General features: G+C 60.9%; 14 protein-coding genes, 1 tRNA gene and 1 pseudogene. 12 read left to right on the forward strand and 4 right to left on the reverse strand.

The features are described 5' to 3' along the window. Position 1 precedes the first annotated feature (1 nt). The 6 genes from QAO71_RS14615 to QAO71_RS14640 all read left to right on the forward strand — a co-directional run bounded on the left by QAO71_RS14615 (position 2) and on the right by QAO71_RS14640 (position 7709). Positions 2 to 814, forward strand: a complete 813-nt coding sequence (locus tag QAO71_RS14615) for a symmetrical bis(5'-nucleosyl)-tetraphosphatase (RefSeq protein ID WP_036989141.1) — start codon at positions 2 to 4, stop codon at positions 812 to 814. Between the two features lie 54 nt (positions 815 to 868). Then, the gene (glpE, locus tag QAO71_RS14620; protein WP_036989140.1) at positions 869 to 1189 is read left to right on the forward strand and encodes a thiosulfate sulfurtransferase GlpE; all 321 of its coding nucleotides are present in this window, start codon (positions 869 to 871) and stop codon (positions 1187 to 1189) included. Positions 1190 to 1598: 409 nt separating this feature from the next. Next, positions 1599 to 3521 carry a PrkA family serine protein kinase gene (locus QAO71_RS14625; RefSeq protein ID WP_036989139.1) on the forward strand — a complete coding sequence of 641 codons (1923 nt, stop codon included), beginning with the start codon at positions 1599 to 1601 and terminating at the stop codon, positions 3519 to 3521. A gap of 30 nt (positions 3522 to 3551) precedes the next feature. Beyond that, positions 3552 to 4826, forward strand: coding sequence for a YeaH/YhbH family protein (locus QAO71_RS14630; protein ID WP_036989138.1), 1275 nt, complete (start codon positions 3552 to 3554; stop codon positions 4824 to 4826). Beyond that, entirely contained in the window at positions 4823 to 6376 is a 1554-nt protein-coding gene (locus QAO71_RS14635; RefSeq protein ID WP_136868806.1) for a SpoVR family protein, read from the forward strand. The genes QAO71_RS14630 and QAO71_RS14635 overlap by 4 nt, the downstream gene beginning before the upstream one ends. Before the next feature lie 94 nt (positions 6377 to 6470). Further along, entirely contained in the window at positions 6471 to 7709 is a 1239-nt protein-coding gene (locus QAO71_RS14640; RefSeq protein ID WP_280164758.1) for a multifunctional CCA addition/repair protein, read from the forward strand. A 204-nt stretch (positions 7710 to 7913) separates the two neighbouring features. Here QAO71_RS14640 and folK read toward each other — a convergent pair. Together folK and folB are read right to left on the reverse strand one after the other, a co-directional pair. Further along, a pseudogene (folK, locus tag QAO71_RS14645) lies at positions 7914 to 8475 on the reverse strand (2-amino-4-hydroxy-6-hydroxymethyldihydropteridine diphosphokinase). Next, positions 8472 to 8834, reverse strand: a complete 363-nt coding sequence (gene folB / locus QAO71_RS14650) for a dihydroneopterin aldolase (RefSeq protein WP_280164759.1) — start codon at positions 8832 to 8834, stop codon at positions 8472 to 8474. The pseudogene folK and the gene folB overlap by 4 nt, the downstream one beginning before the upstream one ends. Positions 8835 to 8889: 55 nt before the next feature. On the opposite strand from folB, the gene plsY reads away from it, so the two are divergent. Further along, complete coding sequence (gene plsY / locus QAO71_RS14655; protein WP_280164760.1) at positions 8890 to 9474, forward strand: glycerol-3-phosphate 1-O-acyltransferase PlsY; 585 nt, start codon at positions 8890 to 8892, stop codon at positions 9472 to 9474. Here plsY and tsaD read toward each other — a convergent pair whose 3' ends face one another. Beyond that, positions 9475 to 10506 carry a tRNA (adenosine(37)-N6)-threonylcarbamoyltransferase complex transferase subunit TsaD gene (tsaD, locus tag QAO71_RS14660; protein ID WP_280165694.1) on the reverse strand — a complete coding sequence of 344 codons (1032 nt, stop codon included), beginning with the start codon at positions 10504 to 10506 and terminating at the stop codon, positions 9475 to 9477. 228 nt (positions 10507 to 10734) lie between these two features. Between tsaD and rpsU the strand changes: the two genes are divergently transcribed. From rpsU to QAO71_RS14685, 5 genes are all read left to right on the forward strand, one after another. After that, entirely contained in the window at positions 10735 to 10950 is a 216-nt protein-coding gene (rpsU, locus tag QAO71_RS14665) for a 30S ribosomal protein S21 (protein ID WP_036989131.1), read from the forward strand. A 250-nt stretch (positions 10951 to 11200) separates the two neighbouring features. Next, entirely contained in the window at positions 11201 to 13090 is a 1890-nt protein-coding gene (gene dnaG / locus QAO71_RS14670; RefSeq protein WP_074777525.1) for a DNA primase, read from the forward strand. Positions 13091 to 13179: 89 nt separating this feature from the next. After that, positions 13180 to 15042: an RNA polymerase sigma factor RpoD gene (rpoD, locus tag QAO71_RS14675; RefSeq protein WP_074777523.1), complete on the forward strand. Its 1863-nt coding sequence runs from the start codon at positions 13180 to 13182 to the stop codon at positions 15040 to 15042. Between the two features lie 174 nt (positions 15043 to 15216). Next, complete coding sequence (locus QAO71_RS14680; RefSeq protein ID WP_280164761.1) at positions 15217 to 17598, forward strand: penicillin acylase family protein; 2382 nt, start codon at positions 15217 to 15219, stop codon at positions 17596 to 17598. A 114-nt stretch (positions 17599 to 17712) separates the two neighbouring features. Beyond that, positions 17713 to 17789: transfer RNA gene (locus QAO71_RS14685), tRNA-Ile, on the forward strand. Between the two features lie 18 nt (positions 17790 to 17807). On the opposite strand, the gene QAO71_RS14690 is transcribed toward QAO71_RS14685, so the two are convergent. After that, positions 17808 to 18983, reverse strand: coding sequence for an MFS transporter (locus QAO71_RS14690; RefSeq protein ID WP_074777518.1), 1176 nt, complete (start codon positions 18981 to 18983; stop codon positions 17808 to 17810). Between the last annotated feature and the right edge of the window lie 6 nt (positions 18984 to 18989).

Genomic DNA, 18989 nt, shown 5'->3' on the forward strand with positions numbered 1-18989 from the left:
CATGACCGTCTATGCTGTGGGAGATATCCAGGGCTGTCTCAAGCCGCTGCAATGCCTGTTACAGGAAGTCGACTTCACACCGTCGCGCGATACGCTCTGGTGTGTTGGCGATCTGGTCAACCGCGGCCCGGCCTCCCTCGATACCCTGCGGTACCTGGATAGTCTGGGCAACGCCTGCATCAGCGTACTGGGCAATCATGACCTGCACCTGCTGGCCGCGGCCTATGATGCCAAACGCCTGCGCAAATCCGATACCCTGCTGCCGATCCTGCAGGCGCCGGATCGGGAAAAGCTGCTAGACAACCTGCGCCAACGTCCCCTGGCCCACATGGATACCCAGCGGGGCCTGATCATGACCCACGCCGGCATACCACCGATCTGGAGCCCGCAGGAGACGCTTGTCCTGGCAGCCGAGGTCGAGGCGGTACTGCGCTGCGACCAGCAACTGCCCTGGTTTCTCGATCAGATGTACGGCAACGAGCCGGCGTGCTGGAGCCCAGAACTGGATGGCGTCAAGCGCCTGCGGGCGATCACCAATTACCTGACCCGCATGCGCTTCTGCCGCGCTGATGGCACCCTGGACTTCAAGTCCAAGGATACCCCCGATCAGCCCCCGAAGGGGTATGCCCCCTGGTTCACCCTGCCCCGCCGCGATCCCACCATAGGCATCATCTTTGGCCACTGGGCTGCGTTGGAAGGCAAGGTGACGGTGCCCGGCATCCATGCGCTGGATACCGGCTGCGTATGGGGCAACAGCCTGACGCTGATGAATGTGGATACCGGCGAGAAACGCCAATGCGACTGCGACCATTGACCTGCACACCGCGCCTGCCATAGCCTTGATCCATCACTTCAACGGAGCACCGCCATGAGCGACTTTCAGCGTATTTCTCCCGATACCGCAGCCCAACTGCTGGACGCCGACGCCTGCGTGGTGGATATTCGCGACCCGCAAAGCTACCTCGCCGGGCATATCAGTGGGGCCCAGCGCCTGGATAACGACAACGTCCAGCAATTTGTCGCCACCGCCGATCGTCAGCAGCCGCTAGTGGTGTGCTGCTACCATGGCAATTCCAGTCAACAGGCCGCCGCCTGGCTGGCCGGCATCGGCTTCAGCCAGGTGTACAGCCTGGATGGCGGTTTCGAGCTGTGGCAGCAACAGTTTCCCGCCCTCGTCAGCCGCGGCTGATCCCATTCCAGCCCTGCGCCTGCAAAATTTTTCTCACATCTTCTGTCACCCACGTACAAACCAACTATCCTGAAAGCAAGGCAACAATTCCAGGAGTCTCTGAGAAGCGCAGCGAGTGTAGTCATTGAGCATTCGACACGGCGAGTCCCGGTTCGATATCCACGCAAGATGACCGAGCGCAATCGTTTCCCGGAGGTTCCCTAAAGTAAAGCCGGTCTGCCGGCTTCTGATAACAAGGGGAGCATGTCGTACCGCAGCACAAGCTGCCGTCGACCCACTTCCCGGGCCTTGTCTGACAGGCGGTAACGGGGGATTTGCGCATGCCATCATCTTCGCCCTTCGCTGCGTGGCAGATGGGCTCCGATTCGGAAGCCCCGAACCTCTTTTTCAGTAACAGCGAGGTCATGTCATGAGTATATTCAGCCATTTTCAGAATCGATTCGAGACCACCCAGCAGGAGGAAATGTCCCTGCAGGACTATCTGGATCTGTGCAAGTCGGACCCCATGACCTACGCCTCCAGCGCCGAGCGCCTGCTAACAGCCATTGGCGAGCCGGAGCTGATCGATACCTCCATGGACCCGCGGCTGTCCCGGATTTTCTCCAACAAGGTGATCAAACGCTATCCAGCCTTCGCCGATTTCCATGGCATGGAAGACGCCATCGAGCACATCGTGTCGTTCTTCAAGCATGCCGCCCAGGGGCTGGAGGAAAAGAAACAGATTCTTTATCTGCTCGGGCCGGTTGGCGGCGGTAAGTCGTCCATCGCAGAAAAGCTCAAGGCGTTGATGCAACAGGTGCCCTTCTACGCGATCAAGGGCTCACCGGTGTTCGAGTCGCCCCTGGGACTGTTCAATGCCGCCGAGGATGCCCATATCCTCGAAGAGGACTTCGGTATTCCGTCGCGTTACCTGAATGGCATCATGTCGCCCTGGGCGGTCAAGCGCCTGCATGAATTCAACGGCGATATCAGCCAGTTCCGGGTGGTCAAGCTGTACCCCTCGATTCTGCAGCAGATTGCCATTGCCAAGACCGAGCCGGGTGACGAGAACAACCAGGACATCTCCGCGCTGGTGGGCAAGGTGGATATCCGCAAGCTGGAAGAGTTTCCGCAGAATGACCCGGATGCCTACAGCTATTCCGGCGCCCTGTGCCGGGCCAACCAGGGCCTGATGGAATTCGTCGAGATGTTCAAGGCTCCGATCAAGGTGCTGCACCCGTTACTGACGGCCACCCAGGAAGGCAACTACAACAGCACCGAAGGTCTCGGCGCCATTCCCTTCAACGGCGTGATCCTGGCCCACTCCAACGAATCGGAATGGCATACCTTCCGCAATAACAAGAACAACGAAGCTTTCATCGACCGAATCTATATCGTCAAGGTGCCCTACTGCCTGCGCGTCAGCGATGAGATCCAGATCTACCAGAAACTGTTGACCAACAGCTCGCTGGCCAGCGCCCACTGCGCACCCGATACCCTGAAGATGCTGGCCCAGTTCAGCGCCCTGTCGCGGCTCAAGGAGCCGGAAAACTCCAACGTCTACTCGAAGATGCGCATCTATGACGGCGAAAACCTGAAGGACACCGATCCCAAGGCCAAATCGATCCAGGAGTATCGTGACACCGCCGGGGTCGACGAGGGCATGACCGGGTTGTCCACCCGCTTCGCCTTCAAGATCCTGTCCAAGGTCTTCAACTACGACAATACCGAGGTGGCGGCCAACCCGGTGCACCTGTTGTATGTACTGGAGCAGCAGATCGAACAGGAGCAGTTCCCGGCCGAGGTCAGCGAGCGCTACCTGCGCTTCCTCAAGGAATACCTGGCACCGCGCTACGTCGAATTCATCGGCAAGGAAATCCAGACCGCCTACCTTGAGTCCTACAGCGAATACGGTCAGAACATCTTCGACCGCTATGTACTCTATGCCGATTTCTGGATTCAGGATCAGGAATACCGCGATCCGGATACCGGCGAGATTCTCGACCGCGCCGCTCTCAGCGAAGAGCTGGAGAAGATCGAGAAGCCCGCAGGCATCAGTAATCCCAAGGACTTCCGCAACGAGATCGTCAACTTCGTGCTGCGCGCCCGCGCCCACAACAACGGCAAGAATCCCAGTTGGCTGTCCTACGAGAAGTTGCGCGTCGTGATCGAGAAGAAGATGTTCTCCAATACCGAGGACCTGCTGCCGGTCATCAGTTTCAATGCCAAGGCATCCACCGAGGATCAGAAAAAACACAACGACTTCGTCACCCGGATGGTCGAACGAGGGTATACCGAGAAGCAGGTGCGCCTGTTGTCGGAATGGTATCTGCGGGTACGCAAAGCGCAGTAATGGCAGCCGCGAGCTACCCCGGAGGGGCCTATGAGTTATGTGATCGACCGTCGTCTGAACGGCAAGAACAAGAGCACGGTCAACCGCCAACGCTTTCTGCGCCGCTATAAGGCGCATATCAAGAAGGCAGTGGAAGAGGCGGTAGGCCGCCGCTCTATTACTGATATCGAGCATGGGGAGCAGATCAGCATCCCCGGCCGGGATATCGACGAACCAATTTTCCACCACGGTCCAGGAGGCCGGCAGACCCGGGTCTTTCCCGGCAACCGCGAATTCTCTACCGGCGACCGTATCGCCCGCCCCGAAAGCGGGGGTGGCGGCGGTGGAGGTGGCAGTCAGGCCGGCAATTCCGGTGAAGGAGAAGATGACTTCGTCTTTCAGATCACCCAGGAAGAGTTCCTCGACTTCATGTTCGAGGATCTGGCCCTGCCCAACCTGATCAAGCGTCACTTGACCGGTACCGACACTTTCCGCACGGTGCGGGCCGGCATCAGCCAGCAGGGTAATCCGTCGCGCATCAATATTGTCCGCTCCATGCGCTCGGCACATGCCCGGCGGATCGCCCTGTCCGGCGGCAGCCGCGCCCGGCTGCGCGAGGCGGTCAAAGAGCTGGAGCTGTTGCACCAGCAGCAGCCGGACAACCTGCTGGACATCAAAGCGCTGGAGGAGGAAATAGAACAGCTGCGCGCCCGAATCGACCGAGTTCCTTTTCTCGATACCTTCGACCTGCGCTACAACCTGCTGGTCAAGCAACCCGACCCCAGCTCACGGGCAGTGATGTTCTGCCTGATGGATGTCTCCGGCTCGATGACCCAGGCCACCAAGGACATCGCCAAGCGTTTCTACATCCTGCTCTATCTCTTTCTGCAGCGTAACTACGAGCGCATCGAGGTGGTCTTCATCCGCCACCACACCAGCGCCAAGGAAGTGGATGAGGAGGAATTCTTCTACTCCCGGGAAACCGGCGGCACCATTGTTTCCAGCGCCCTGCGGATGATGCAGCAGATCATCGCCGATCGCTATTCACCCGCCGAGTGGAACATCTACTGCGCCCAGGCCTCCGATGGCGACAACTGGAACGATGACTCGCCGATCTGCCGCGAACTGCTGGTCCGCCAGCTCATGCCGGCCATGCAGTACTACTGCTATGTGGAGATCACCCCGCGCGAGCATCAGGCGCTGTGGTATGAATATGAACAGGTTGCCGAGCATTTCCCGGACAGCTTCGCCCAACAGCAGATCGTGGATGCGGGGGATATCTATCCGGTGTTCCGCAAGCTGTTCCAGAAGAGGATGGCCACATGACCCGTCAGCCCATTTCCACCGAATCGGAATGGACCTTCGAGCTGATCCGCGAATATGACCGCGAGATTGGCCGCATTGCCCATGACATCTACGGCCTGGACACCTATCCCAACCAGATCGAAGTGATCACCGCCGAGCAGATGATGGATGCCTATGCTTCGGTAGGCATGCCACTGGGCTATCACCACTGGTCCTACGGCAAGCATTTCCTGCATACCGAAAAGCACTACCAGCGCGGGCAGATGGGCCTGGCCTACGAGATCGTGATCAACTCCGACCCGTGCATCGCCTACCTGATGGAAGAGAACACCATGACCATGCAGGCCTTGGTGATCGCCCACGCCTGTTATGGCCATAACTCCTTCTTCAAGGGCAACTACCTGTTTCGCAGCTGGACCGATGCCGGCTCGATCATCGATTACCTGGTCTTCGCCAAGCAGTACATCAGCCAGTGCGAGGAGCGCCATGGCATCGACGCCGTGGAAAACCTGCTCGACTCATGCCATGCGCTGATGAACTACGGCGTGGACCGCTACAAGCGCCCCTACCCGGTATCCGCCGCAGAGGAACGCCGCCGCCAGCAGGAGCGCGAAGAATATCTGCAGCGCCAGGTCAACGACCTGTGGCGCACCATTCCGACCAGCCCCGATGCCAATAACAAGCAGCATGAGGAGCCACGCTATCCGGCCGAGCCGCAGGAGAACCTGCTGTACTTCATCGAGAAGAACGCGCCCCTGCTGGAACCCTGGCAGCGCGAGGTGGTACGCATCGTGCGCAAGGTAGCGCAGTACTTCTACCCGCAGCGCCAGACCCAGGTAATGAACGAGGGCTGGGCCACGTTTTGGCATTACACCCTGCTCAATCATCTGTATGACGAGGGCAAGGTCACCGATGGCTTCATGATGGAGTTCCTGCAGTCGCACACCAGCGTCATCTACCAGCCGCCCTTCGACAGCCAGTGGTTCAGCGGCATCAACCCCTATACCCTCGGTTTTGCCATGATGCAGGATATCCGCCGCATCTGCGAAACCCCTACTGCCGAGGATCGTGACTGGTTCCCGGATATTGCCGGCAGTGACTGGCTGGAAACCCTGAAGTTCGCCATGCGCACCTTCAAGGATGAAAGCTTCATCCTGCAATACCTGTCGCCCAAGGTGATCCGCGACCTCAAGCTGTTCGCCATCATCGATGACGAGAAGGACGACCATCTGGAGGTGGCCGCGATTCATGATGATGCCGGTTACCGCCGGGTTCGTGAATTGCTGGCCGCGCAGTACAACCTGGGCAACAACGAACCGAATATCCAGGTATGGGAGGTTGACCGCCGTGGCGACCGCTCCTTGTCCCTGCGCCACCAGCGACACGAAGGCAAGCCTCTGGGTGAAACCACCGAACGCATGCTGAAACATCTGCATCGCCTGTGGGGTTTCGACATCCACCTGCTGAGCATGGAAGGCGATGTCGTCAAGAGCGAATCCCATATGCCGCCCCGCCCGGCCAGTGGCGAGCAGGCCATTCCCCGCTTCGACATGAATATTCCGCCTATCTGAGCCAGCCAGTTGGTGGCGGGCCCCTGAGTCCTCGAAGCGCAGCTGCTGGCAGCGGTGTCTTGGCCTGCCGGGCACAATGACTTAGAGTCGCGCCATGAAAACAGATCTCACTACTTACCTGGTCGGCGGCGCGGTCCGCGATCAGCTGCTGGGCGTGCCCTGGCATGAACATGACTGGGTCGTGGTCGGCGCCACGCCCGAACAGATGGTCGCGGCCGGGTTTCGCCCGGTTGGCCAGGACTTTCCGGTGTTCCTGCATCCACAGACCAGCGAAGAGTACGCGCTGGCGCGTACCGAGCGCAAAAGCGGCCGCGGCTATGGCGGCTTCACCTTCCATGCCACGCCTGACATTACCCTGGAGCAGGACCTGCAGCGGCGGGATTTGACCATCAATGCCATGGCCATGGACAGCACTGGCCGGCTCGTCGACCCCTACGGTGGCCAGCAGGACCTGCAGGCTCGACTGCTGCGCCATGTCTCCCCCGCCTTTGCCGAAGACCCTTTGCGGGTGCTACGAGTGGCCCGTTTCGCCGCACGCTATACGCCGCTGGGTTTTCGCGTTGCCGACGAGACCCTGCAACTGATGCGCGAACTCGCGGAATCCGGCGAGTTGCAGGCACTGACCGCCGAGCGCACCTGGAAAGAGATCAGCCGTGCGCTGATGGAAACCCGGCCCGATGTCTTTATCCGCGTACTGCGCGAATGTGGCGCACTGGCCGTGCTGCTGCCGGAGGTGGATTGCCTGTTCGGGGTGCCACAGCCCGAGGCGCATCACCCCGAAGTGGATACTGGCGAGCATGTGCTGCTGGTACTGCGCCAGGCCGCCGAGATGGCGTTGCCGTTGCCCGCGCGCTGGGCCTGTCTGCTGCATGATCTGGGCAAGGGCCGCACACCGGAACGGTTCTGGCCCAAGCACCACGGGCATGAAAGCTCGGGGCTGGCGGCAGTCAAGGCCGTCAACCAGCGCTGCAAGGCGCCGCGCGATTGTCAGGAGCTGGCGCTGCTGACCTGCGAATTCCATACCCACTGCCACCGCGCCCTGGAACTCAAGCCCGGTACCCTGCTCAAGCTGTTCAAGGCCTTCGACATCTATCGCCGGCCGGAGCGGTTCGAGCAGTTCCTCGGTGCATGCGAGGCCGATGCCCGTGGTCGTACGGGATTGGCGCAGCGCGAATACCCGCAGCCGGATTACCTGCGGGGTGCTGCCGAAGCGGCGCGCTCAGCTAATGTCCGGACATTACTGGAACAGGGACTCAAGGGCGCGGAGCTGGGTGCAGCGCTGGAACAGGAGCGGCTGCGGTTGTTGGCGGAGTATTGCCGAGCGGCCCGCTGACGCTGGGACGGCGGCGTCGGAGTTGCTGGCAAGACGCTCATCGAGCTGATGCTCGACGATCCCAGGGACAGCCCATCACCTTCTGGGAGGTTCGAGCACCAGCTCGTACCACTCCCCGCAGCCACTCCGTGCATTCCTGACACAAGGCAAGTCGCGTCGGCGCAGCGGTCTATGGAGTGTCGAGTGCCATCTCGACACAAGGGTTCAGGCCGCGCCGCTACCGGGAGCAGGATCGGCAGAGGGCAGCTGCTGACGCAGCAGCCAAGCAGGCGTCAGCGTCTGACCGTGCCACTCGAAAGCCACCGGCCAGACCTTCTGTTCGCCGCGCCACTCGCTCCACAACGTGGCGATGGTTGTATCACTGCCTGGCAACACCACCGCCGGAGCCAGCAATGCCAGGGGCCAGAGCACAAAGGCATTGCGGCGGGTCTCCGGGCGCGGCAGCAGCACACCGTCGTGTCGCCCGACCAGCTCACCGTACAGCAGAATATCGATATCCAGGGTAATTCGCCGGCGAGGTCTGCTCGCGGCGGCCGCAAGCGGCCTCGATGGCCTTGAGTGCAGCGTTCAGGTCAACCAGATCCAGCTGGCACTGCGCCCCGACCACCAGATTGTAGAAACGCGTGCCAAGAATACCCACCGCATCGCTTTCAAACACCGGGGACAGTTCCAGCGGCCCCAACAACTGCTCCAGGGCATCCAGCCCGCGGCGCAGATGGTGCTCGCGGTCGGTATTGCTGCCCAGGCCCAGGTAGATGACTGTCATGCGCTGCGGGTTCCACGTTCGATGACCACCCCGACGCCGCCGGCAGCTTCCTTCACTGCGCCGGGCTTGGTGACGGTCAACCGCAGCCAGGGCACACTGAACTCGCTCATCACCAGGGCGGCAACCCGCTCGGCCAGCGACTCGATCAGTTCGAAGTCGGTCGCTGACACGTACGCCAGCAAGCGCTGGCTGACCGCGGCGTAATCCAGCGTCAGACTCAGATCATCCTGCGCGGCAGCCGCGCAGATATCCCAGGCCATGTCCAGGTCGAATAGCAGGCGCTGGCGGATGCCGCGCTCCCAATCGTAGACGCCGATCACCGTCTCGACTTCCAACCCCCTGATGAACACCTGATCCACCGTTTTCTCCCATGTCGACTACAATGGCCTTTCGATCAACCCGGCCAGGGGCACCATGACCATCGAATTCAATCTGTTGCTGTGTGTGGCCTACCTGCTCGGCTCGATTTCCTTCGCTGTGCTGCTTGCCCGCCTGCGCCATCAACCTGATCCACGCAGTTTCGGCTCACGCAACCCGGGGGCCAGCAACATGCTGCGCCTGGGCAATCGCCCGCTGGCCCTGGCCACCCTGCTGGGCGACATGGGCAAGGGCGCCCTGGTTGTCTGGCTGGCCCGGCACGAAGGGCTGGAACCGGTCCAGCAGGCCTGGGTGGGGCTCGCGGCAGTGATCGGCCATATCCTGCCGTTGTATCACCGATTCCAGGGCGGCAAGGGCGTAGCCACTGCCGCCGGTGTATTGCTACTTCTGTCATGGCCGGCAGCCGCTGTGGCGGCGCTGGCCTGGCTTGGTGCCTTTGCCATCCGCAGCATCGCCTCCCTCGCCTCGCTCGTCGCCTGCGTCGTGCTGCTGCCCTGGCTGGCCTGGCACAGCCCCGAGCTGCAGATACCGGTCAGCCTCATGGTGTTGATCATTCTGCTGCGCCACCGGCTGAACATCGATCGGCTGCTGGCCGGCACCGAAAACCGTTTCAGGTCCTGATCAACTGACGATAGACGGCAACTGCTCCAGCGGCCAGCGGGCACGTGCCTCCAGCCCCACCCCATCCTGTTGCCCGGCCATCAGGCGCTGGCAACCGGCGTAGGCGATCATCGCGCCGTTATCGGTGCAGAATTCCGTGCGAGCATAAAAGAGTTCACCCTTCAGTCCCCCGGCCATCTGTTCAAGGGAGGCGCGCAGGCGTCGATTGGCACTGACGCCCCCCGCGATCACGAGCCGCTTCAGGCCGGTGGCCTTGAGCGCGCGCCGGCACTTGATGGTCAGGGTCTCGACTACCGCCTGCTCAAAGGCCAGAGCAACATCACTGCGGGTTTGCTCCCCGTCATCCCCCTCCGCGACACAGCGCTGCCAGGTATTCAGGGTGAAGGTCTTGAGGCCACTGAAACTGAAATCCAGACCGGGGCGATCGGTCATCGGTCGCGGAAAGACGAACCGACCCGACTGCCCCTGCTCGGCCAAGCGGGCGATTTCCGGGCCGCCCGGGTAACGCAGCCCCATGAGCTTGGCCGTTTTGTCGAATGCTTCGCCCGCCGCGTCATCCAGAGATTCGCCCAGCAATTGATACTGACCGATGCCATCGACCCGAACCAGTTGGGTATGCCCGCCGGACACCAGCAGCGCAACGAAGGGAAATTCCGGTGGTCGGTCTTCCAGCATGGGCGCCAGCAGATGGCCTTCCATATGGTGTACACCCAGCGCCGGTACCTGCCAGGCGAACGCCAAGGCTCGGGCGAAGGCACCCCCGACCAGCAGCGCACCGACCAGTCCGGGTCCGGCCGTATAGGCGATACCATCCACTTCGCCCTCCGCCACACCGGCACGCTCCAGCACTTCACGCACCAGTGGCACCAGCCGCTTCACATGATCCCGCGACGCCAGCTCCGGCACCACGCCACCATAGATGCGGTGCAGGTCGATCTGGCTGAACAGCGCATCCGCCAGCAGGCCGCGCTCGCTGTCGTACAGCGCAACGCCGGTTTCATCACAGGAGGTTTCAATACCCAGAACACGCATGGAATCAGGTTTGCCGGTCAGCTTGGAAAAGAGGCGTGCATGATAATGCCCATGCTTCACTCAGACCAGCCTTTCCTGACCATCGCCCCGCCACGCCGCGGAGGATTCCTCAAACGCATCCTCCCTTTGCATTTCTTCTCCGAAGGCGGTAACATCCGCTCCCCTTGAAATGCAATCGCTCTGATCACGGTCAGGGCTATTACCCACAGTTTTTGAGAAAGGTACGAAATGCCTGCCGTCAAAGTAAAAGAGAACGAACCCTTCGACGTGGCCCTGCGTCGTTTCAAGCGCTCCTGCGAAAAAGCTGGCGTCCTGGCTGAAGTCCGCCGTCGCGAGTTCTACGAGAAGCCCACTACCGAGCGCAAGCGTAAGGCAGCTGCTGCTGTCAAGCGTCACGCCAAGAAGCTGCAGCGCGAAAACCGTCGCCGCGAGCGTCTGTACTGAGTTCAGTTGTAATGTCCTGCAGGGCCTGATCCCAGGCCCGCCGAGCGTGCACCACGCAACGGCATAAGGACAGAAGTAATAAGCGCACACTGGTCCGGCCTTCTGGTATTACTGGAAATGGCTGGATTTTTGTGCTGCCTGCGTGTGCTATCATCACGCCCCGATAGCCGCCTGCTCCAACGCCTGTTCCCGTTGTGGCAGACTCAGGGCCAACCCCGAATATCCACTCCATTTTTGCAAGGCAGCATGCATGGCCGGGCTGATCCCGCAGGGTTTCATTGACGATCTTCTTGGACGCACCGACGTGGTCGAAGTGGTCGGCTCGCGCCTGAAACTCAAGAAGACCGGCAAGAACTACTCTGCGCTGTGCCCCTTCCACAACGAAAAGTCGCCTTCGTTCAGCGTCAGCCCCGACAAGCAGTTCTACTATTGCTTCGGCTGCGGCGCCGGGGGCAATGCCATCGGCTTTCTGATGGACTTCGAACGCCTGGACTTTCCCCAGGCAGTGGAAGAGCTCGCCCGCCAGGCTGGCGTGGAGGTACCCCGCGAAGAGCGCAGCGACCGTCGCGGCGGCAACCGCCCGTCACGCCAGGACAGCCCGCTGTACCCGGTACTGGAGAACGCCGCTGCCTTTTATCGCCAGCAGCTGCGCCACCATGCCCAGCGCAAGCGCGCCGTGGATTACCTGCAGCAACGCGGGCTCACCGGCCAGATAGCCAAGCTGTACGATATCGGCTTTGCACCGCCCGGCTGGAACAACCTGATGGGCCACCTGGCCACCGATAATACCGAGGAAAAGGTACTGATCGAAGCCGGCCTGGTGGTGGAGAATCCCGACAGTGGCAAGCGCTACGATCGCTTCCGCGACCGCATCACCTTCCCCATTCGCGACAGCCGCGGGCGGGTAATCGGTTTCGGCGGCCGAGTTCTGGGCGACGACAAGCCGAAGTACCTCAACTCGCCCGAGACCCCGGTGTTCCACAAGGGTCGCGAACTCTATGGGCTGTACGAGGCGCGCAAGCAGAACAGGCAACTGGACGACATTCTGGTCGTGGAAGGCTACATGGATGTGATCGCTCTGGCGCAGCATGGCGTGACCAATGCCGTCGCCACCCTGGGCACAGCGACCAGCGAAGAGCATCTGAAGCGCTTGTTTCGCATCGTCAACAGCGTGGTGTTCTGCTTCGATGGCGATAACGCCGGCCGTCAGGCTGCCTGGCGTGCTCTGCAATCCTGTCTGCCGGCACTGGAAGATGGTCGCCATGTGCGCTTCATGTTCCTGCCCGAGGGTCAGGACCCGGACAGCCTTATCCGCAGCGAAGGACACGATGCCTTCCGCGCCCGCATGGTGCAGCAGGCCCAGCCGCTGACCGACTACCTGTTCCGCCATCTGGCCGAGGAGGCACCGCCGGACAGCCTGGAGGGCAAGGCCCATCTGGCAACCCTGGCGCTCCCCCTGATCGAGCAAGTACCCGGCAGCCTGCTCCGCCGCCTGCTGCGCCAGTCCCTGGAAGCGCGCACCGGCATGGATCTGGACAGCCTGCCCGCAGCGCCACCGGTCGAGCCGACCAGCGCACCGCCCATGGAACCGGGTTACGATGCCTGGGAAGGCTATGAGCGCCAGTACGACGAGACTCCCGACTGGGACAGCTCGCCAGTTACGCGCCCCAGCCGCAACCGCCGCCAACCCCAACGCCAGCGCGACACCAGCGGCGTGGAAAGCCCCGTCATGAGCGCGACCCGCACCCTGCTGCATCACCCGCACCTGGCAGGGCTGGCCAAGCAGGCGAGCCAATTGGCCAATGAGGATGACGAAGAAGCCCAGCTGCTGATCGCACTGATCGACACCCTGCAGAAGAATCCGCAGCTATCGACCATCGAACTGCTGGCAAGATGGCATGGCACCGCGCTCGGCGAGCAGCTCAATCGTCTGGCCGAGAAGGAATGGATACTGAATATTGCCAGTGCCAACCTTGAACAACAGTTTTTCGACACTATAACTACACTGATGGCAAGACAAACCGACCGTCAGATCCAACACCTCCTCGACAAGTCGGCCCACACGCCACTCATCGCCGAGGAAAAACAGCAGCTGCGCGAGCTTCTGGGCAGAAGACATACACCAACTGCCGAGAACTGACAATCAGGCAAACTGGTAAGGCACCCTGATTTCAGGGTATAATCCGCAGCTTCCTTTTTTGCACACCAAGGCATCCACATAGGGTTGTTATGTCCGGAAAAGCGCAACAGCAATCCCGTCTCAAAGAGCTCATTGCCCGCGGTCGCGAGCAAGGCTACTTGACCTACGCGGAAGTCAACGACCATCTGCCTGAGGATATCTCAGATCCAGAACAGGTTGAAGACATCATTCGCATGATCAACGACATGGGAATCACGGTCTTCGAGACTGCACCCGATGCCGATGCTCTTCTACTGGCCGATAATGACGCCGACGAAGCCGCCGCGGAAGAAGCCGCAGCCGCTCTGGCCGCCGTTGAAAGCGACATCGGCCGCACCACCGACCCGGTGCGCATGTACATGCGCGAAATGGGTACCGTCGAGCTGCTGACCCGCGAAGGCGAGATCGAAATCGCCAAACGCATAGAGGAAGGCATCCGCGAGGTGATGGCGGCCATCTCCATGTTCCCCGGCACCGTCGAGGGCATCATCAGCGAATACCAGCGCATCGCCGAAGAAGGCGGGCGCCTGTCGGATATCTTCAGTGGTTATATCGACCCTGACGATGACGGCATGTCCGGTACCGACAATGCCATCGTTCCCGGTGAGACAGCCAAGCCGAAGAATGACAAGAAGGCCGACGACGAAGACGAAGAAGACGAAGAGCAGGACGACGATGACGAGGCCGAAGAAGGTGATGGCGGCCCGGATCCGGAGCTTGCCCGTCAGCGTTTCGGCGCGGTCAACGAGCAACTGCAGAAAGTCCGCAAGGCACTGAAGAAGCACGACCGCCACAGCCCGGAAGTCGTTGCCGAGCTGGAAGCGCTGGCGCAGCTGTTCATGCCGATCAAGCTGGTACCCAAGCAGTATGACGCGCTGGTTGTTCGCGTGCGCAGCACCCAGGACAACATCCGCGCCCAGGAACGCGCCATCATGCAGCTGTGCGTGCGGGATGCGCGTATGCCGCGTGCCGATTTCCTGCGCAGCTTCCCCGGCAACGAGACCAACGAAGCCTGGATCGACAGCCTGCTGGCCGACAAGCCGCGCTATGCTGCCGAGCTGGAAGCGGTCAAGGCCGACGTCATCCGTGCGCAGAAGAAACTCGTCGCACTGGAAGAAGACGCCCAGCTGAGCATCGCCGACGTCAAGGACATCAACCGTCGCATGTCGATCGGTGAAGCCCGCGCCCGCCGTGCCAAGAAAGAAATGGTCGAGGCCAACCTGCGTCTGGTGATCTCCATTGCCAAGAAGTACACCAACCGCGGCCTGCAGTTCCTCGACCTGATTCAGGAAGGCAACATCGGCCTGATGAAGGCGGTGGACAAGTTCGAATACCGCCGCGGCTACAAGTTCTCGACCTATGCCACCTGGTGGATTCGCCAGGCGATCACCCGCTCGATCGCCGACCAGGCGCGCACCATCCGGATTCCGGTGCACATGATCGAGACGATCAACAAGCTCAACCGCATCTCCCGTCAGATGCTGCAGGAAATGGGCCGCGAGCCCACCCCTGAAGAGCTGGGCGAGCGCATGGAAATGCCCGAGGACAAGATCCGCAAGGTATTGAAGATCGCCAAGGAGCCGATCTCCATGGAAACCCCCATCGGTGACGACGAAGACTCGCACCTGGGTGATTTCATCGAGGACGGCGCCATGGAATCGCCGATCGATTCAGCGACCGTGGAAAGCCTCAAGGAAGCGACCCGCGAAGTACTTTCCGGCCTCACCGCCCGTGAAGCCAAGGTACTGCGCATGCGCTTCGGCATCGATATGAACACCGACCACACGCTGGAAGAGGTCGGCAAGCAGTTCGACGTCACCCGCGAGCGAATCCGTCAGATCGAGGCCAAGGCCCTGCGCAAGCTGCGTCATCCAACCCGCAGCGATCACCTGCGCAGCTTCCTCGACGAGTAAGCACACCGCAGTACCAATAGAAACGCCCGGCTTGCCGGGCGTTTCTGCTTCCAACATTCACTTCCCCGCCAAAGAAATTACGGCTGCGCTCTATGCTGCGCTTCCATCCTCGCTTATTCTGCTTCGGCAGCATCACCCAAACGGGTGTTTGAATAATAATAAGAGGAAAGGAACATGCAGCAATATAGGCAGCGTAGAAGTCTCGCTCAACTAGGATTGATCAGCACCTTTCTGATGCTGGGTGCGTGCAAGTTCGGTAGCAGTGGCGGCGGTAGCGATGCTCCCCCTCCAGCCAGTTACAAGGCCACTATCGAACGCACCACCTACGGCATCCCCCATATCACCGCCGACAATTTCGCCGGCGCAGGATACGGACACGGTTACGCCATCGCGGAGGATAACCTCTGTGTGCTGGCCGATGCCTTCCTTACCTTCCGTGGCGAACGCTCACGTTATTTCGGGCCAGATGAACCCGCCTCGCTGATGAGCACCTTCGGCTCACCCCCCAACCTGGAGGCGGATTTCTTTTTCCGCTTTGTAGTCGATGATCAACAGGTTGAGAAATTCAAGGACGCGCAATCCGAGGATGTCCGTGACCTTTTGCACGGCTTTACCGCAGGCTACAACCGTTATGTAACCGAAATACAAGACGGCGGGCATGCCGGTCGCCATGCCGATTGCCGCAACCAGGAATGGCTGATGACGGTAACCGAAGACGACCTCATGCGTCGCCTCGTTGGGCTGAACCTGGCCGCCAGCAGTGCCAACTGGGTACAGGAAATCGCCAGCGCGCAGCCGCCAGCCATCGGCGCGGCCACAATGCGCAGCCGCAGCGCACCGCAGGAATTGAATATCGATCCGGAGCGCTTCAAGCTGGGCCGCAAGGAGGGGATCGGCAGCAATACCTTCGCCTTTGGCAGCGACACTACCGAATCCGGTGAGAGCCTGCTGTTTGCCAACCCCCATTGGTTTCACCTGGGCATTGACCGCTTCTATCAGATCCACATGACCATCCCTGGAAAACTGGATATTTCCGGGGCCTCCATCATGGGCTCACCCATGATCCAGATGGGCTTCAACGACAATATCGCCTGGGCGCATACCGTCTCCACCGCCTACCGCTTCACGCTCTATCAGTTACAGCTGGCGAACGGCGATCCCACGCGCTACATCCAGGATGGCCAGGAGAAAGCGCTGGAGGCCACCGAGATCACCGTTCAGGTCAAGCAAGCCGATGGCTCTCTGGCCCCCGCCTCACGGACGCTATATCGCTCGGCCTACGGTCCGATGATCAACCTGGCAGGCATGGGCCTGCCGGGCTGGAGCGATCAGGCCGCCTTCACCCTGCGCGATATCAACCTCGAAAACACCCGAGCCTTCGAGAACTTCTTCGCCTGGAACCAGGCAGAGTCGCTGACCGATTTCTATGACATAACCAGACAGTACGTCGGCATTCCGTGGGTCAACACCACGGCCATCGGTCGTGGCGATGATCGTGCGCTCTATTCCGACATCACCGCTGTGCCCAACGTACCCGACAGCATGCTGCCCGGCTGCCTGGCTCAGCCTTATGGACCCATCGTGTTGCAGTTGGTACCAGGCCTGCCGCTACTGGATGGCAGTCGTACCGAGTGTGATTGGCGTACGGATGGGGATTCGCGGCAGCCTGGCGCCTTCGGCCCCAGCAAGCTGCCCAGCCTGCTCACCAACGACTATGTGGCGAACATGAACGACAGCTACTGGCTGAGCAATCCCGAGCAACCGCTGACCGGTTTCGACGGCATCATCGGCCGCGAGAACTACCAGCAAACCCTGCGCACGCGCATGGGTCACACCCTGGTCAGGGAACGGCTGGCCGGTACCGATGGTTTGAACGGTCATTTGGCCAACAGCGAGAACATCCGCGATATCGTGCTCAACAGCCGGGTCTATAGCGCTGAACTGCTGAAGGACGAAGTGCTTGCCAGCGTCTGCGACGCCGGTGCGCCCGACACCGAGCAGCAGGCCTGCCAGATCCTGGCCAGCTGGAACAATACCGGCGAGATCGATGCCGTCGGCGCCCATATCTGGACCGCCTTCTGGATGAACATAGATCTGGCCCCAGGCCAGAGCCTGTATGCCACGCCCTTCGATGCAGCCGATCCGGTCAATACACCAGCGGGTCTGAGTAGCAATACCAGCGTGCAGGAAGCCGTTCGTAGCGCATTTTCCAGCGCCGTTGCGGAACTGGTGGATGCCAATATCCCGCTCAACGCCAAGTTGGGTGAGGTGCAGTTCTTCCTCAAACCGGGCAAGCAGATCCCCCAATATGGTGGCGAGGGCGAGGAAGGCTACTTTACCGTGCTGCGTAACACCTATATGCACGTGGTGGATTTCCCCGAAGGTGAACCGGTACGAGCCTATACCTTCCTGAGCAATTCCCAGTCCACCGACCCGGCCAGCCCGCACTACGCTGACTACACCGAAGCCTATGCAGACAAGAACTGGCATCGGGTGCCCTTTACCAGAGAGCAGATCGAAGCTGAACGCATTTCCAGCATCGATATCAGCGAGTAAACTCACCTGCCTGCAAGGTGCCCCGGTGCCTTGCAGGCTCCCCCACCCGCTGCCGCACAGCAGCCTAGCCAGAGCCAACCGCAGTCCGTATAATCCGCGACTGTTGTAATAAGTGGGCCTATAGCTCAGTTGGTCAGAGCAGTCGACTCATAATCGATTGGTCGTAGGTTCAAGTCCTACTGGGCCCACCATTTTGACGTTGCAGTGAATTACAACGAAGCGACAGCATCAGCCTCCGCCTCGTCCTCCGCTTTTCCCAGTCGCCAACTCATCGCCAGCACCACCAGCGCACCCACCGCCATGCAGATCCAGGCCCATTCCAGCGAGGCCATGGTGTCTCTGATGACGCCCGCCAAGAGTGGCATCAACGCTGCGATGGCATAACCACCACCCTGCACAAAAGCCAGCAACGCGCCGGCCTGGGCTGGGGAATCCGCGTGGTCCAGGGTGACGATCAGAGACAGCGGGAAGAGTGCGCCGATGCCCAGGCCCAGCAGCACAATGGCCGGCAGCATGAGCGATATGGGCGCCAGAATCAGACAACCCAGGCCCGCCAGTACAAACAGGATGACGACGGTCAGCAACGGCCGGCGGTCCGGGAAGCGGTGCACCAGGGTTGATACGGCCAGCCCGGCGACGACTTCCATGGCTGACAATGTACCGAGCAGGTAACCCGCGTGAACCGAGGTGAATCCCAGGTCGATGTAGTAGGCTGGCAACCACGCAAGGGCCAGGGTGTATGCGCTGGTGCCGATGCCGAAGAAGGCCAGCAGGTACCAGGCCCGGGTGCTACGGTAGGGCAGCACCACACGGTCCGCTGTACGCTCGCGACCGCCGGCGTAGCGTATCCAGGCGATCAGGGCCAGCAAGGCAGGAATCAGCGCGATGCCCAGCACCAGCTGCCAGCCACCGACAGCCGCCGCCGGGGCCGCTCCGGCGGCGGCTATCACCGCCCCACCCATGATGCCGGTGGTGAACAACCCCATGAGCGAGCCTGCCCGCTCGGGATGGTTTCTTTTCAGCCAGGCCGGCATCAGCGCCTGGACCATGGCGATGCCAGTGCCGGCAACGGCTGCCGAGACGATCAACCAGTTGCCTGAATCAATCACGAATCTCGCGGCGCTGGCCAGGGTGATCAACAGCATGCCGAGTGCTATTCCCCTCACCTCCCCTACCCAGCGCTGCAACCACGGACCAGCAAGAGCGCATACGCCCATCAGCACGACCGGCAATGTCGTCAACAGCCCCGCCTGGGTACTGCTGAGGCCCAGATCCCGTTGGAGTATTTCCAGCAACGGGCCGATGGCAGCCATGATCGGCCGGAGATTGAAACCAATAAGCAAGGCAAGTCCCGCAATCAGCGAGTACCGAGGAGAAGTAGACATGAATTA

Origin of the sequence: Halopseudomonas sp. SMJS2 (genome assembly GCF_029866945.1) — a bacterium.
Classification (GTDB): domain Bacteria; phylum Pseudomonadota; class Gammaproteobacteria; order Pseudomonadales; family Pseudomonadaceae; genus Halopseudomonas; species Halopseudomonas bauzanensis.

Coding starts and splice junctions, on each gene's coding strand:
- QAO71_RS14615 (WP_036989141.1), top strand. CDS start 2: ATGACCGTCTATGCTGTGGGAGATATCCAGGGCTGTCTCAAGCCGCTG.
- QAO71_RS14690 (WP_074777518.1), bottom strand. CDS start 18,983: ATGTCTACTTCTCCTCGGTACTCGCTGATTGCGGGACTTGCCTTGCTT.
- QAO71_RS14630 (WP_036989138.1), top strand. CDS start 3,552: ATGAGTTATGTGATCGACCGTCGTCTGAACGGCAAGAACAAGAGCACG.
- QAO71_RS14680 (WP_280164761.1), top strand. CDS start 15,217: ATGCAGCAATATAGGCAGCGTAGAAGTCTCGCTCAACTAGGATTGATC.
- dnaG (WP_074777525.1), top strand. CDS start 11,201: ATGGCCGGGCTGATCCCGCAGGGTTTCATTGACGATCTTCTTGGACGC.
- rpsU (WP_036989131.1), top strand. CDS start 10,735: ATGCCTGCCGTCAAAGTAAAAGAGAACGAACCCTTCGACGTGGCCCTG.
- QAO71_RS14625 (WP_036989139.1), top strand. CDS start 1,599: ATGAGTATATTCAGCCATTTTCAGAATCGATTCGAGACCACCCAGCAG.
- QAO71_RS14640 (WP_280164758.1), top strand. CDS start 6,471: ATGAAAACAGATCTCACTACTTACCTGGTCGGCGGCGCGGTCCGCGAT.
- tsaD (WP_280165694.1), bottom strand. CDS start 10,506: ATGCGTGTTCTGGGTATTGAAACCTCCTGTGATGAAACCGGCGTTGCG.
- plsY (WP_280164760.1), top strand. CDS start 8,890: ATGACCATCGAATTCAATCTGTTGCTGTGTGTGGCCTACCTGCTCGGC.
- rpoD (WP_074777523.1), top strand. CDS start 13,180: ATGTCCGGAAAAGCGCAACAGCAATCCCGTCTCAAAGAGCTCATTGCC.
- glpE (WP_036989140.1), top strand. CDS start 869: ATGAGCGACTTTCAGCGTATTTCTCCCGATACCGCAGCCCAACTGCTG.
- QAO71_RS14635 (WP_136868806.1), top strand. CDS start 4,823: ATGACCCGTCAGCCCATTTCCACCGAATCGGAATGGACCTTCGAGCTG.